Here is a 14,228-nt window from a genome sequence, read left to right as displayed (position 1 = left end):
CCTCGAGAGGGACATCCGCCGCGCACCCGGCATCCGGACCATCCCGGCCTCCGTGAGAGAATCGAGGGTTGCCGCCGCCGTGCGGCGAGAACCCCGAAGCGCAGAACGGAGCGGCCCGAGTGAGCGGAGTCCCCAGGGACGTCGCACGCCTCACCGAGGCGCGCGAGGGCGCGGCGCTCAGCCTCGTCCGCAGCCGCTGGGCACCGCTCATCCTCGCGATCTTCCGGGCCTCGTTCTCGCAGGAGATCAAGCAGGTCCGCGCCGAGCGCCTGCACGTGCAGGTCGACACGTACCTGCACGAGCTGCGCGATGCGGGCTTCGAGGTCCCCGCGCAGGAGGAGGGGCGCGCGCTGTGCCTGTCGTGGATGCGCAGCCAGTGGCTGCGGCGCGTCCCGCTCGACGACGGCGGCGAGGCCTACGAGCTCACATCGCACGCCCTCGCGGCGATGCGGATGCACAGCGAGCTCTCGCGCGAGCGCGCTCTGCTCAGCGAATCGCGGCTCACGACCATCCTCGACGCGGTCCGCCGCTGGGCGACCGAGGCGAACCCCGACGAGACGACGCGGATGGCCGTGCTCGACGCCGAGATCGCGCGGCTCACGGCCGAGCGCGAGCGCATCGCGGCGGGCGGCGAGGTCGAGATCGCCGACGACGAGCGGATGCTCGGGGGCTACATGGATCTCGTCGACCTCCTCGGTCAGCTCCCCGGCGACTTCCGCCGCGTCGAGGAGGCGCTCGACGCCATCCACGACCAGATGGTGCGCGACTTCCGCGCCGAGGAGCGCCCCAAGGGCGAAGTGCTCGGCGAGTACCTCGCCTCGAGCACCCGCCTCGCGTCGCAGACCCGCGAGGGCCGCGCGTTCCAGGGCGCCCTCACCGTGCTGAGCGATGAGGACCTGCTCGCCGAGTTCCGCGAGGACCTCCGCGCGATCATGAGCCATCCGTTCGCGCGCGACCTGTCCCCCGACGAGCGCGCGGCGTTCGTCAACGCCGACGCGCTGCTGCGCCGCGGTCTCCGCGACGTGCAGACGCGCCAGCAGCGCGCGTCGCAGTCGCTCGCCGAGTACCTCGCGGCGTACGACTCCCTGCAGGAGCGCGAGGTCACCCGCACGCTGCGCCGCGTCGAGCAGGAGCTCGCAGTGTGGATGGAGACCGCCCGCGCCCGCGACACCGTCCCCCTGCCGTGGATGCCGTCGCGCCTCGACATCGAGCACCTCCGCACGCGCTTCTACGATCCGAGCCGGGAGAAGCCCGCTCCCGCGCTCGAGGACGTCTCCGACCTCGCGCCGGCGCCGCCGTCGCTCGACGACGTCCGGCGTCAGGGCGGCCCGCTGCTCGACGAGGTGCGCCGGGGGCTCGACGCCGCGGCCGCCGACGGCGCGACCACCCTCTCGGAGGCGTTCAACGCCCTCCCGGACGACCTGCGCCGCCCCGTCGAGGTCTTCGGCCTCGCCTACCTCGCCGCCCGCGACGGCCTTCCCGGCGGGATCGCCGATGACGGGGGCGTCGTCCGCACCGTCCGCCCCGACGGCACCGAGCGCGCGCTCGCGCTCCCCCGCCTGCAGCCGCCGACCGACCTGACAGGAGACGACGATGACGACGCCTGACGACGCCTTCGCCGACGACGCCTTCACGACGCCCGACGCGATCGAGAACGCGCCCGACGACACCGCCCTGTCGCTCTTCGACGGCGACGACGGCATGCTCACGCTCGAGCAGCGCCGCTGCCTCGTCGTGATGCTCAAGCACCAGATCATCACCGACGAGCGCGAGGAGTGGCCCGTCCTCCTGCGCGACGCGCGCCTCATCAAGAGCCGCCTCAACGACCTCTTCCTCGACCTCGTGATCGACCGCGATCGCGGCGTCGCCTACAAGGTGCAGATCCGCTCCGACGCGTCGGGCTACGTCCCCCCGCTCCTGCGCGACTCCGCGTACACCCGCGAGGAGACCGTCCTCCTCGCGCACCTGCGCCAGCGGCACCTCGCCGAGCGCGGCAGCGGGCGCCCGCACGCCCACATCGACCGCGACGACTGCCTCGCCGCGGTGGCGCAGTTCCGCCCGGCGCACTCGACCGACCGCTCGGGCGACGAGAAGAAGGCGAGCGCCGCCGTCGACTCGCTCGTCAAGGCCGGCATCCTCGTGAAGGCGGACGGCGACGACCGCTTCCTCATCTCGCCCGTGATCGAGACGCTCCTGCCGATCGACCGGCTCCGGGTCATCCAGGAGTGGCTGGCCGAGCAGAACCGCCCCGAGAACGCCCTGCGGCGGCGGATCGAGCCGGCGGCGGATGAGCCGGAGGACGCACCGCAGGACGAGGACGACGAGGAGGACGCCGCGTGACGGATCTGCTCATCGCCGGGTACGACGACGAGACCGCCCAGTGGCGCGCGAGCCACCTCCAGGTGCTGAACTGGGGCGGCTTCCACGGCCACCACCGCGTGGACTTCGACCGCGAGGCGACCCTCATCTCGGGCGGCTCCGGCACAGGCAAGAGCACGCTCCTCGACGCGTACATCGCGCTCATGATGCCGTCGACCGTGCCGTTCAACGGCGCCTCGAACGACGCGACGGTCGGCCGGGCCCGCGGTGCCGACCAGCGCAACGTGCTGACGTACCTGCGCGGCAAGCGCGACACCGTCCGCGATGTCGAGCGCGTGCTCCGCGGCGACGGCACGAGCGCGTGGGGCGCGATCTCGATGACCTTCGTCGACGGCTCCGGCCGGCGGTACACGGCCCTGCGCACGTACTTCGCGCCCGCGGGCGCCCAGCGCAGCACCGAGGTGCGCACGCGCCAGCTCACCGTCGAGGGCGACTTCCATCTGCCCGATCTCGCCGACTTCGCGGACGGCCGGTTCGATCCGCGCGCCCTGCGGGCCCGGTTCACGGGGCTGCGCTCCTACGAGACGACCCAGGACTTCCTCTCCGCGGTCGCCGCCCGGCTCGGCATCGGCGAGGGCGGCAACAGCGACAACGCCCTGCGCCTCTTGTCGCGCATCCAGGCCGGCCACCAGGTGCGCACCGTCGACCGGCTCTACAAGGAGATGGTGCTCGAGGAGCCGCCGACGTACGCGGCCGCGGACGCCGTGCTCGCGCAGTTCCAGGCGCTCAAGCAGAGTCACGAGAGCCTCGCGACCGACGAGGCCAAGGAGCGGATGCTCGCCGAGATCGCGCACCTGCACGACGACTACGAGAGCGCACGAGACCGCGTCGCGCGCCTCGACCGCTACGGCCTCACGCGCGGCGACGACGCGACGCCCTTCCGGCTGTGGTGCCTGACGACGGAGTACCGCCTGCTCGGCGAGGCCGAGGAGGCGAACAAGGCCGCGCGCGATGCCGAGAAGGAGGCGCTCACGCTGGCCCTCTCGGCCGAGACCGCGCTCGCGGTCGAGGTCGAGGAGATCAAGGAGCAGCGGGCGCAGAACGGCGGCGACCTGCTCGCCCGGCTCGACGCGCGGGTCGCGGAGGCGCGGGCCCGCGCAGCGCGGATCGCCGACGCCCGGCGCACCCTCCAGGAGCGCGTGCGCACGCTCGGCGCGGAGTTCCCCACCGAGAGCGCGCTGCGCTCGGTGCAGGATGCCGCGGCGACGTTCCTCGAGGGCGTCGACGACCGGCTCGCCGAGCTCAAGCGCCGTCGCGACGAGGAGGTCCTCGCGATCGGCGACCTGACCCGCCGCCGGCGCGGCGACGCCGCGGAGCTCGAATCGCTCTCGGGGCGCGACAGCCTCATCCCCGACGCCTACGACCGCACCCGGCGCGAGATCGCCCGCGCATGCGGGCTCGAGCCATCCGACCTGCCCTTCGCCGCCGAGCTCATGGACGTGCACCCCGACCACGAGCCGTGGCGCACGGCCGCCGAGGTCACCCTGTCGGGCATCGGCATGACGATGCTCATGGACGCGCGGCGGCAACGGCAGATCCGCGAGGCCATCGAGTCGATGAAGCTCACGCGGCGCATCCGCTTCGACGGCGTCGACCTGTCGGAGGACGCCGAGACCCCGTCGGACCCGCGGTACATCTCGGGGCGCCTCGTCTTCCGGGACTCGCCGTTCACGGCGTGGGTCAAGCGGCGCGTCGTCGCGGGCGACCACCTCTGCGTGGACTCGCCCGCCGAGCTCGGCGGCGACGAGCCCAAGGTCACCGTCAACGGCCAGACGTCGCACGGCCGACGCGGTGCGCACGGCCGCGATCCGCGCGAGCGCTCGATCCTCGGCTTCTCGAACGCCGCGCGCCGGCAGGAGATCGAGGCGGAGATCGCCGAGACGATCGCCCGCATCGCCGCGCACGAGGAGGCCCGCGCCGCACACGAGCGCGAGGCCGACGAGGTGCAGCGCGTCGCCGAGGCGTACCGCCGCGTGCAGGACGTCGAGTGGGCGTCGATCGACGTCGCCTCCGTCGAGAAGGAGGTCGCCGAGCTCGAGGCGCAGCGCGAGGCCATCCTCGACCGGTCGGACCTTCTCGTCGAGCTCGAGGAGCGGCTGCGCGATGCGGCGGAGCGCCTCGAGTCAGCGCGCGAGGAGCGCTACCGCCGCGCGGCCGCGCTCGAGGACCTCGAGCGCACGTGGGGCGCGATCGTCGACCGGCAGGATGCCGTCGCGACCGAGCGCGACCGCCTGGCCGAGCGCCCCGACATCGTCCTGACCGACGAGGACGCGGCGCACCTCGACCGGGAGTTCCGCCGGATCGAGCCCGACGCGACGCACGACCGGTTCGCGAAGGCCGTCCCCCGGCTCGCCGACGAGCTGCAGCTGGACGTCCGCCGCGCGCACGCCACGCTCGACTCGGCCGCGGCGTCGCTCGAGCGCATCTTCGCCGCCTACAACGAGAGGTGGCCGGATCCGAACCGCGGCACGACCGTCGACGCGTACGACGAGTTCGCCGCGATCTACGAGGAGATCACGCACCACGGCCTCTCGCAGCACCGGCTCGAGTTCCGGCGTCACCTGCAGGAGGTCAGCACGATGGACCTCAAGATGCTGAGCGACTCGTTCGGCCACGCCCTGCTGAGCATCGAGGAGCGCCTCGAGCCGGTCAACGACATCCTCCGCGATCTGCCGTTCGCATCGGAGACCGACCGGCTCCGCATCGACATGCGCCATCTGCACCCCGAGCGCATCGAGTCGCTCAAGACGCAGCTGAGGGAGCTCTCCGCGGATGTCACGGGCGAGTGGACCGCGGAGGAGGCCGACCGGCGCTTCGCGCGTCTGCAGGAGTTCATCGACCTCATCGACCTCCCCGAGTCGGGCGTCAACCCGCGCCGAGACGAGGTGCTCGACGTGCGCCGCCACATCGAGATCACGGCGAGCCGCATCGATCCCGAAGGCCGCGAGGTGAGCACCTACTCGACCCTCGGCGACAAGTCGGGCGGCGAGTCGCAGGAGCTCGTGGCGTTCATCGTGGGCGCCGCCCTGCGGTACCAGCTCGGCGATCAGACGCGCTCGTGGCCGCGGTTCGCGCCGGTCTTCCTCGACGAGGGATTCGTCAAGGCCGACAGCGCGTTCACGGGGCGCGCGATCCGCGCGTGGCTCGGCCTCGGCTTCCAGATCATCGTCGTGGCGCCGCTCGACAAGGTGACGACGCTCGAGCCGCACATGGGGCTCAACCTCTCGGTCACGAAGAACGACGCCGGCTACTCCTTCATCACGGCGTTCCGCGACGTCGCCCTACGCTGAGACCGGCGCAGCCTGCAGCGCGTGCACGACCGGAGCGAGCTCGGGTCGTGCAGCGGCCTCGTCCAGCACGCGCTCGAGCGTCTCGTCGTGGATGGGGCGCGCCCGCTCGAAGAGATCGCGTCCGGCGGGCGTGAGCTCGGTGTAGATGCCGCGGCGGTCGTCCGCGCAGAGGACGCGCGTCAGCAGCCCGCGGTCCTCGAGCCGGTTCACGAGCCGCGTCGTCGCGCTCGCGCTCAGGGCGGCGGCGCCCGCGAGCTGCTGCATCCGCATGTGCCACCCGTCCTGACGGCTCAGCGCGTCGAGCACCGTGTACTCGACGACCGAGAGCTCGACGGATGTCGCGAGCGCGCGCTCGAGCGCGGTCTCGATGAGGCCATGCAGGGCCGCGAGCGTGCGCCATCCCTGCGCGCGCACCTCGACCGCGTCGTCGGCGATTCCCATGTCTCCTCCAGATAGTTGCTTGCGCGTTGTATCCGCGTGTGGCAGTATTTCTCGGGCCGCTGCAAAATCCCGCGCGTGCAAGTAAACCGAGCATACCAGGAGACCCCTTCATGCCCCTCGGACTGATCGCCCTCGCCATCGGCGCCTTCGGCATCGGACTCACGGAATTCGTCATCATGGGCCTGCTGCCCGAGGTGGCACGCGACTTCGCCGTCTCGGAGGCGGCCGCCGGATGGCTCATCTCGGGCTACGCGCTCAGCGTCGTGGTCGGCGCCCTCCTCCTCACGGCCGCGACCATCCGCCTGCCCCGCAAGGCCGTGCTCCTCAGCCTCGTCGTCCTCTTCATCCTCGGCAACGCGCTCACCGCGCTCGCACCCGACTACGCCACCGCCATGGCCGGGCGCATCCTCGCCGCGCTCTGCCACGGCGCGTTCTTCGGCATCGGCTCGGTCGTCGCCGCGGGCCTGGTCGCGCCCGAGAAGAAGGCCGGCGCGATCGCCATCATGTTCACGGGCCTCACGGCCGCGAACGTGCTGGGCGTGCCGTTCGGCACGTTCCTCGGCCAGGAGCTCGGCTGGCGCTCCACGTTCTGGGCGATCTCCGCGATCGGCCTCATCGCGCTCGCGGGCGTCGCGGCTCTCGTCCCGGCCATCCCCGCTCCCGAGGAGCGCGTGAGCCTGCGCCGCGAGCTGCGTGCGTTCCGCTCGACCCAGGTCTGGCTCTCGCTCGTCGTCACGGTCCTCGCGTTCGGCGGCATGTTCGGCGCCTTCACGTACATCGCGTACACGCTCACCGAGGTCAGCGGCTTCGCGGCAGGCGCCGTGCCCTGGCTGCTCGTGGTGTTCGGGGCCGGCCTCGTGCTCGGCAACGGCGTCGGCGGGCGGCTCGCCGACCGCGCGATCGACCGGACGCTCATCGTCTTCACCGCGGCGCTCGTCGTCGTGCTCGCGCTCTTCGCCCTGCTCGCCGGATCGCAGATCGCGACCGTCGTCGCCCTCTTCCTCATGGGCGGCTTCGGCTTCGGCACCGTCCCGGGCCTCCAGAGCCGCATCATGGCGTATGCCGGCCAGGCTCCGACGCTCGCCTCGGGCGCGAACATCGGCGCGTTCAACGTCGGCAACGCGCTCGGCGCGTGGGCCGGCGGCGTCGCGATCACCGCGGGCCTCGGCTACACCGCGCCGATCTGGGTCGGCGCCGCGATGACCGCCGCCGCCCTGGCCGTGCTCGCCGTGGCAGCCGGGATGGCGCGCACCCGGGTCGCCGCCGACGCGGTCGCGGTCGCGGCCTGACCGCAGGAGGAGAATAGAGGGGATGGCTCCTCCCTCCTTCCTGCGCGACCTCTTCCGCATCCAGCCGGCGCGCGGGGAGTGGACCGTGGCCATCCGGGCGGCGCTGTCCGTGCTGCTGCCCCTCCTCGTGCTCTGGGGAGCCGACCGGCTCGACTGGGCGATGTACGCGTCGTTCGGCGCGCTGTCGTCGATCTTCGGCCGGACCCTCCCCCTCCCCGAGCGGCTGCGGTCGCAGGCGGAGGCGGGGCTGACGCTCATCCTCGCGATCCTCCTCGGCGTCGCGGTGGCGCTCTCGCCCGGACGGGAGTGGCTGCTCATCCCGGTCGCGGCCGTGTTCGCGACCGGGATCGCGGTCGTCTCGCACCGACGCAACTGGCACCCGCCCGGCGTGCTCTTCCACGTCTTCGCGCTCGGCGCGTGCGCCTCGACCGCCCGCACCGTCGCCGACCTCGTGCCCGCCGCGCTCGTGTCGGCCGCCGCCCTCGCGCTGAGCCTCACGCTCACCTATCTGACCTCGCTCGGTCGCCACCTCTGGCGGCGCCACGTCGCGCGCGTCGCGCAGACCTGGCCGCGCCGCCCCGCGGACCCCGGCACCCTGCCTGGCGACGGCCCCGAGTGGCCGCTGCGGCACTACCTCGTCCGGTACGGACTCGGCGTCGTGCTCGCGGGCTCCGTCGCGACCGCGATCGGCATCGGCCATCCGTACTGGGCGATCGTCTCGGTCGTCGTCCCGATGGCGGCGCCGACGGCATCCGCGCGCCTCCTCCGCGGCACGCAGCGCGTCGTCGGAACCCTCGTCGGCGTGCTCATCACGTGGGCCGTGCTGGCCTTCGCGCCGCCGCCGCTCGCCCTCATCCTCATCATCGCGGTGATGCAGCTCGGCGCCGAGCTGTTCATCGGCCGGAACTACACGGTCGCGCTGCTCTTCATCACACCGCTCGCGCTGTGCATGGTGCAGCTCGGCCATCCGCTGCCGGTGGCGCAGCTCATGGCGGACCGCGCGATCGAGACCGTGCTCGGCGTCGCCGTCGCGATGGCCATCACGCTGATCACCCGCGAGCGCCGTCAGCGCGGCGACGCGGAGTAGGCGCCGACGACGTCAGTCGATCGGGCAGACCGCCTTCTCGGCGACGACGGCGTGGAAGTCCTCCGCGGTCCACGGGAGGCCGAACTCGGGCTGCTCCTGGCCGCCCGCGGCCGGCGCCTTCGACGCGATCGCCGCGAGCTCCTTCGCGAGCGCGCCCACGAGATCCGCGCCGGCGGCCGAGTTGTTGAGCGCGACGGCGACGGTCATGCCCGTCTGCGGGTCGGCGTACACGCTCGTCAGGTACCCGAGCGCAGCGCCCTTCTGGCCGACGAGGCTGCCCGCGATGTACGCGCCGCTGACGTAGTCGTCGCCCTCGTAGGGCAGCGCCTTCGACCAGCGCTCCGTGCGCTCCCCCTCATCGTCGACCGACGCGAGCGCGAGCGACTGCCCGAAGCGGGCGAGATCGCCGATCGTGCTCGTCGCACCCGAGTCGGTGAAGCCGATGCTCGACGAGCTCGTCGTGTACTCCGTCGGCGCGACGCAGCCGGCCTCGCGATCCGCGCCGTCCGAGATCCAGCCGCGCAGCGCGGGCTCCCCCGGCTCGGCGGCCGCGTCCTTGGGGAGCTCGGTCGCGGTCAGGTCGAGCGGCTCGGCGAGGTACTCCTCGAACAGCGTGTGCATGCTCTCGCGGGTCGCGTGCTCGAGCGCCATGCCGAGGAGGATGTACCCGGCGTCCGAGTCGCGGACCTCAGCGCCCACGCGCCCCCGTTCGGCGATGCCGGTCGCGGCGAGCTCACGCGGGTTCCACTCGCGCTTCGGCGTGGCCGTGAACTGCGGGGAGAGGCGGTCGCGGCCGTCGCCCAGGCCCGACGTGCCGTCGCAGAGCTGCTGGAGGGTGATGTCGGAGAGATTGGGGACGCTCGACACCCACTCGCTCACGGGGTCGTCGAGGGCGACGACGCCCTCGTCGGCGACCCGATAGAGCACGTCGCACGTCATCGCCCGGGTGACCTCGCCGACGCGGAAGCGCATGTCGGTCGTGACGGGCTCGTCCGAGTCGGGGCCGGTCGTGCCGATGCCCTCGACCCAGGCCCCCGCCCACGGGATCCAGACCGAGACGAGGGCGCCCGATGCTCCGGCGCCCTGCATCGCGTGGTCCACCGCCGCCTCGAGCTGCTCGACGGTCTTCTCCGGAAGCTCCGACGAGGCGATCGGCACCTCCGATCCGGCAGCCGCAGCGCTCGCCGTGCAGCCGGACGCCGCGAGCGCGATCGCCGCGAGTCCCGCGAGGACCGCCGAGGCGCGCGCCATCCGCGCGCGCACAGTGGATTTCCGCATTCCACAACCCCCCAGTTGCTCCGAGGTCGAGTTTAGGCGACCCTTGCCCGGGATCCCGGCGAGGATGCAGAACCGTGACGTTCCGCGGCGCTCAGCCCGTCGCCGCCGAGCGCATGCCCGCCGCGTCGCGCTCCCACGCGGCCCGCATGAACCGGCGGACGTCCTCGTCGACGCGGATGTCGGATGGCCGCAGGGGGCGGGTGAGGTACAGGCCGTCGAGCGACGTGAGGCGCGAGAGCGCGACGTACGTCTGCCCGGGGGCGAAGGCGCCTGAGCCGAGATCGACGATCGCGCGGTCGTAGGTCTTCCCCTGCGACTTGTGGATCGTGACGGCCCACGCGAGGCGGAGCGGGAACTGCGTGAACTCGGCGACGACGTCGCGGCTGAGCTTCTTCGACGCCGCGTCGTACGAGTAGCGGTGCTTCTCCCACACGGTCGGCTCGACGTCGAACTCCTCGCCGTCGACCTCGACGCGCACGGAGTCGCCCATGATGCGGGTGACGATGCCGATCGTGCCGTTCACCCAGCGCGGCCCGTCGGGGCCCGACACGTCGTTGCGGAGGAACATCACCTGCGCGCCGACCTTGAGCTTGAGCTGCTCGTCGGCCGGGTACACGTCACCGCGGCCGAAGTCGCCGCTGATCTCGGCGACCGCGGTCTGCTCTCTCCCGGCCAGTGCGGCGAGGTGCTTCGCGTTGATCGCGTTCACGCGGTCGTTGCGCGTCGCGAGCGTGATCACGGGATCGGAGGGGTCGGCGGGCGGGGTGCGCGCGCCCGCGCGGTTGAGCTTCTCGGCGATGTCGGCGGTGACGCGCCCGTACCGGACCGCGTTCAGCATCGCCTTGAACCCGTCGTCGGACTGACGGTGGATGTGGGTGAGCTCGCGGATGTGCAGATCCGCTCCGTGGCGCCCCAGGTCGATGAGCCCGTCGCCGCCCGGTTCCGCCCCGGCCCACACGTGGGCGTCGAAGAACCAGAAGGAGCGGTAGTGGTCGGCAATGTAGCGCGCCTCGTCGCCGCGCGGCGGGACGGGGGCGAGCTGGTAGGGGTCGCCGAACATGACCACCTGCACGCCGCCGAACGGCTCGCGCCGTCGGCCGCGCGCCTGCCGGAGCGACCGGTCGATGGCGTCCATGAGGTCGGCGTTGACCATCGAGATCTCGTCGATCACGAGCGTGTCGATCGCGTTGAGAAGCTTGCGGGTCGCGTCGCTCTGCTCGAGATCCTGGTCGGCGATGAGCCCGATCGGCAGCTTGAAGAGCGAGTGGATGGTCTGGCCCTCGACGTTGAGCGCCGCAACGCCCGTGGGCGCGCAGATCGCGATCTGCTTGCTCGTGTGCCACGTGAGGTGGCGCAGCAGGGTCGACTTGCCCGTGCCCGCGCGCCCCGTGATGAAGACATGCTCGCGCGTGTCCTCGATGAGGCGGAACAGGGCTTCCTGCTCCGCCGACAGAGCAGGTGCGGTCACCCTTCCATCGTAGAGAGGTGAACGCGGCCCGGTTCCGGCACTCCACAGCCGTTCGCAGGCTCCGCCCGGCGTGTCGTTCCTAGACTGGCCGCATGGAGCAGGCCGTGACCGATGCCGCGCCCTCGCGCGGGGGGTCGGCCGACGCGCCCTCCCCGGCCACGGCCATCCGCCGGCGCGAGCGGGGGCGCACCGCCGAGGTCGCGGGCTTCGTCGTCGTCGGGCTGCTCCTCGTCGCGGCGATCGCCGCGGGCTTCGCCGCCCTGTATCGCGTCTTCTGGGGCCCGGAGGCCTTCGTGGAGCGGTACGTCGGGATGCTCGCCGACGGGCGCGCGGCCGACGCGCTCACGATCCCCGGCGTCGCCGTCGACTCGGCGGATCTCGAGGCCGCCGGGATCCCGACGACCGTGAGCGACGCGCTGCTGCGCGGATCGGCGCTGTCGGATGACCTCGACGACGTGAAGGTGATCGCGTCGCGGATGTCCGAGGGCGTCGTCGAGGTGACCCTCTCGTTCTCCGCGGCGGGCCAGGAAGGGCGCTCCACGTTCCGCGTCGAGCAGGACGGATGGTCGGGCCTCGTCCCAGCCTGGCGCTTCGAGACGACGCCACTCGCCGTGCTCGATGTGACGGTGCGCGGCTCGATGCGCTTCACGGTCAACGGGTTCGAGCTCGACAAGCGGCAGGTCTCGCCCGACGGGGCCGACGCCGCGCCCCTCGATCCGGTCTCGATGCTCGTGTTCGCGCCGGGCGCGTACGCCGTCTCGGTCGACACGTCGGCCGCGCAGGCCGCGCCCGTCCGCGCTCTCGCGCAGCAGTCCCTCGCGGCGGTCCCCGTCGACGTGCAGGCGCGCCCGACCGACGAGTTCAACGACATCATCACGGGTCAGGTGCACGACTTCCTCGAGCAGTGCACGACGCAGCGGGTGCTTCAGCCGACCGGCTGCCCGTTCGGCTACGAGACCTACGAGCGCGTGATCACCCCGCCGACCTGGTCGATCGCCGCGCAGCCGAACGTCGCCGTCGTGCCGGACGGCGCGTACTGGGCGATCGCGCCCGCCGGCGCGATCGCCCACATCGAGATGGACGTGCAGTCGATCTACGACGGCTCGATCTTCCACGTGAGCCAGGACGTGACCTTCACGATCGACGGGGCCATCGACATCCTGCCCGACGGCTCCGCCGCGATCAGCATCGGGTCGCCGGACGTCTAGGCGACGGGAGCGCGCGTTCCCGCCGTCGCAGCGCGGACGACGGCCAGAAGGGAGGCCTTGAGCGCTGAGCGATCCCTGCCTGCGGCCCATCCCGCGGCCCGCTCGCTCCGGAACTCGATCAGGGTGAGGGCTTCGCTGCCACCGCCCCCGCCGACGCTCGTCTGGCACAGGCTCAGGATCTCCACGCGGAGTCCGATGCCCGCCAGCGCGGCGGTGAGGGCCTCGATGGGTCCGACCCCGTCATGGCGGGTCGTGCTCGGCACCCCGGCCACGCGGAGATCGATCACCGTGCTCCGTCCGGTCACCTCGAAGCCGGCGAGCTCGACCCCGGACGAGACGTCCTGTTCGAGGTACGCACGTCGGAAGATGTCCCAGAGCCGGTCGGCCGTGATCTCCTCACCCGACAGGTCAGCGTGCTGCTGAACGCGCCGGGCGAGATCGATCTGGAGGCGGCGCGGCAGCTCGATCCCGTACTCGGTCTCCAGCAGGTAGGCGATCCCGCCCTTGCCCGACTGCGAATTCACCCGGATGACGGCGTCATAGCTGCGTCCGATGTCGGCGGGGTCGATGGGCAGATAGGGCACGCGCCAGTCGGCCTCCCGTTCGTCACGCCCTTCCGCGGCGGCGCGAGCGCGATGCTCGGCGAGGCCCTTCCGGATCGCGTCCTGGTGCGTGCCCGAGAAGGCGGTGTGCACGAGATCTCCGACGTAGGCGTGGCGGGGGTGGATCTCGATGCGGTTGCAGTGCTCCACCGTGCGGCGGATCTCGTCGATATCGGAGAAGTCGACCATCGGGTCAACCCCCTGCGCATGCAGATTCAGAGCGAGGGTGGCGAGGTCGACGTTGCCGGTGCGCTCGCCGTTGCCGAAGATGCACCCTTCGACGCGCTGGGCGCCGGCGAGCAGCGCGAGCTCCGCGCAGGCGACCCCCGTTCCGCGGTCGTTGTGCGGGTGGACAGAGAGGATCACCGCGTCGCGACGAGCGAGGTTCCTGTGCATGTACTCGATCTGATCCGCGTACACGTTGGGGGTGGCGACCTCGACGGTCGCCGGGAGGTTCAGAGTGACGGGGCGGTCCGGAGTCGCGCCCCAGAGCTCGGTCATCGCGTCGCACACCTCGAGCACGTAGTCCGGCTCCGTGAGATTGAACACCTCCGGCGAGAACTGGAACCGGATGTCTGAGAGGTGTCCAGCGAACTCGAGGACGTCGCGACCTCCAGCGAGGATCAGGTCCTTGAGCCCTTCACGGTCCTGCCCGAGGACGACGTCGCGCCAGGTCGGCGCGGTCGCCGTGTACATGTGGATCACGACCGAGTTGCGGATTCCCCGGATCGACTCGACGGTCCGCTCGATCAGCTCGCGTCGCGCGGGCGTGAACACGACCACCGTCACATCCGCCGGAGCGATATCGGTCTCCGCGATCAGCCGGATGAAGTCGTAGTCCGTCTGCGACGCAGACGGATAGCCGACCTCGATCTCCTTGTACCCCATCGCGACCATCAGCTCGAAGAAGCGCCGCTTGCGCAGAGGGTCCATGGGCTCCGCCAGGGCCTGGTTCCCGTCCCTCAGGTCGACCGGCACCCAGAGCGGAGCCTGCGTCAGCCGCCTGCCGGGCCAATGGCGCTCGGCGACCGGCACGTGGACGCGGGAGTGCACGTCGCGGTACCGGTGCGAGGGCATCTGCGAGCGACGCTGCCGATTCCAACTCGGTGCACCACGGGGGATCTCGCCCGCCGGAGTGGAGAGGGTGGGGAAAGCGCTGTTGTCCATCAGGGGTGTTCCTTGTCCG

At 72.0% G+C, this 14,228-nt stretch carries 10 protein-coding genes; 6 read left to right on the top strand and 4 right to left on the bottom strand.

From position 1 onward, the window contains the following. Positions 1–119: 119 nt before the first annotated feature. From M1D46_RS03160 to M1D46_RS03150, 3 genes are read left to right on the top strand one after another with little or no spacing between them, the layout of a single operon-like run. A complete protein-coding gene (locus M1D46_RS03160) occupies positions 120–1,607 on the top strand; it encodes a DUF3375 family protein (protein WP_456286588.1) in 1,488 nt (495 codons plus the stop codon). Beyond that, entirely contained in the window at positions 1,594–2,340 is a 747-nt protein-coding gene (locus M1D46_RS03155; protein ID WP_456286587.1) for a DUF4194 domain-containing protein, read from the top strand. The genes M1D46_RS03160 and M1D46_RS03155 overlap by 14 nt, the downstream gene beginning before the upstream one ends. Further along, the gene (locus M1D46_RS03150) at positions 2,337–5,669 is read left to right on the top strand and encodes an ATP-binding protein (protein WP_456286586.1); all 3,333 of its coding nucleotides are present in this window, start codon (positions 2,337–2,339) and stop codon (positions 5,667–5,669) included. Before M1D46_RS03155 ends, M1D46_RS03150 begins: the two co-directional genes overlap by 4 nt. Here the strand turns inward: M1D46_RS03150 and M1D46_RS03145 are convergent. Beyond that, on the bottom strand, positions 5,661–6,110 hold the full coding sequence (locus tag M1D46_RS03145) for a MarR family winged helix-turn-helix transcriptional regulator (protein WP_456284319.1): 450 nt from the start codon (positions 6,108–6,110) through the stop codon (positions 5,661–5,663). The two genes, M1D46_RS03150 and M1D46_RS03145, sit on opposite strands and share 9 nt — an antisense overlap. A 110-nt stretch (positions 6,111–6,220) precedes the next feature. On the opposite strand from M1D46_RS03145, the gene M1D46_RS03140 reads away from it, so the two are divergent. After that, a complete protein-coding gene (locus M1D46_RS03140) occupies positions 6,221–7,399 on the top strand; it encodes an MFS transporter (protein ID WP_282978496.1) in 1,179 nt (392 codons plus the stop codon). A gap of 22 nt (positions 7,400–7,421) precedes the next feature. After that, positions 7,422–8,486, top strand: a complete 1,065-nt coding sequence (locus M1D46_RS03135; RefSeq protein ID WP_456286585.1) for an FUSC family protein — start codon at positions 7,422–7,424, stop codon at positions 8,484–8,486. Positions 8,487–8,498: 12 nt separating this feature from the next. Here M1D46_RS03135 and M1D46_RS03130 read toward each other — a convergent pair whose 3' ends face one another. Together M1D46_RS03130 and M1D46_RS03125 are read right to left on the bottom strand one after the other, a co-directional pair. Next, the gene (locus tag M1D46_RS03130; protein WP_456286584.1) at positions 8,499–9,764 is read right to left on the bottom strand and encodes a serine hydrolase domain-containing protein; all 1,266 of its coding nucleotides are present in this window, start codon (positions 9,762–9,764) and stop codon (positions 8,499–8,501) included. A gap of 91 nt (positions 9,765–9,855) precedes the next feature. Beyond that, positions 9,856–11,232, bottom strand: a complete 1,377-nt coding sequence (locus M1D46_RS03125; RefSeq protein WP_282978492.1) for an ATP-dependent DNA helicase — start codon at positions 11,230–11,232, stop codon at positions 9,856–9,858. A gap of 92 nt (positions 11,233–11,324) precedes the next feature. Between M1D46_RS03125 and M1D46_RS03120 the strand changes: the two genes are divergently transcribed. Then, positions 11,325–12,440: a hypothetical protein gene (locus M1D46_RS03120; RefSeq protein ID WP_456286583.1), complete on the top strand. Its 1,116-nt coding sequence runs from the start codon at positions 11,325–11,327 to the stop codon at positions 12,438–12,440. On the opposite strand, the gene M1D46_RS03115 is transcribed toward M1D46_RS03120, so the two are convergent. Further along, complete coding sequence (locus M1D46_RS03115) at positions 12,437–14,209, bottom strand: 2-isopropylmalate synthase (protein ID WP_456286582.1); 1,773 nt, start codon at positions 14,207–14,209, stop codon at positions 12,437–12,439. The two genes, M1D46_RS03120 and M1D46_RS03115, sit on opposite strands and share 4 nt — an antisense overlap. Between the last annotated feature and the right edge of the window lie 19 nt (positions 14,210–14,228).

This window comes from Microbacterium sp. JZ70 (assembly GCF_053903225.1).
This window is presented reverse-complemented; position numbering and strand designations above follow the sequence as displayed.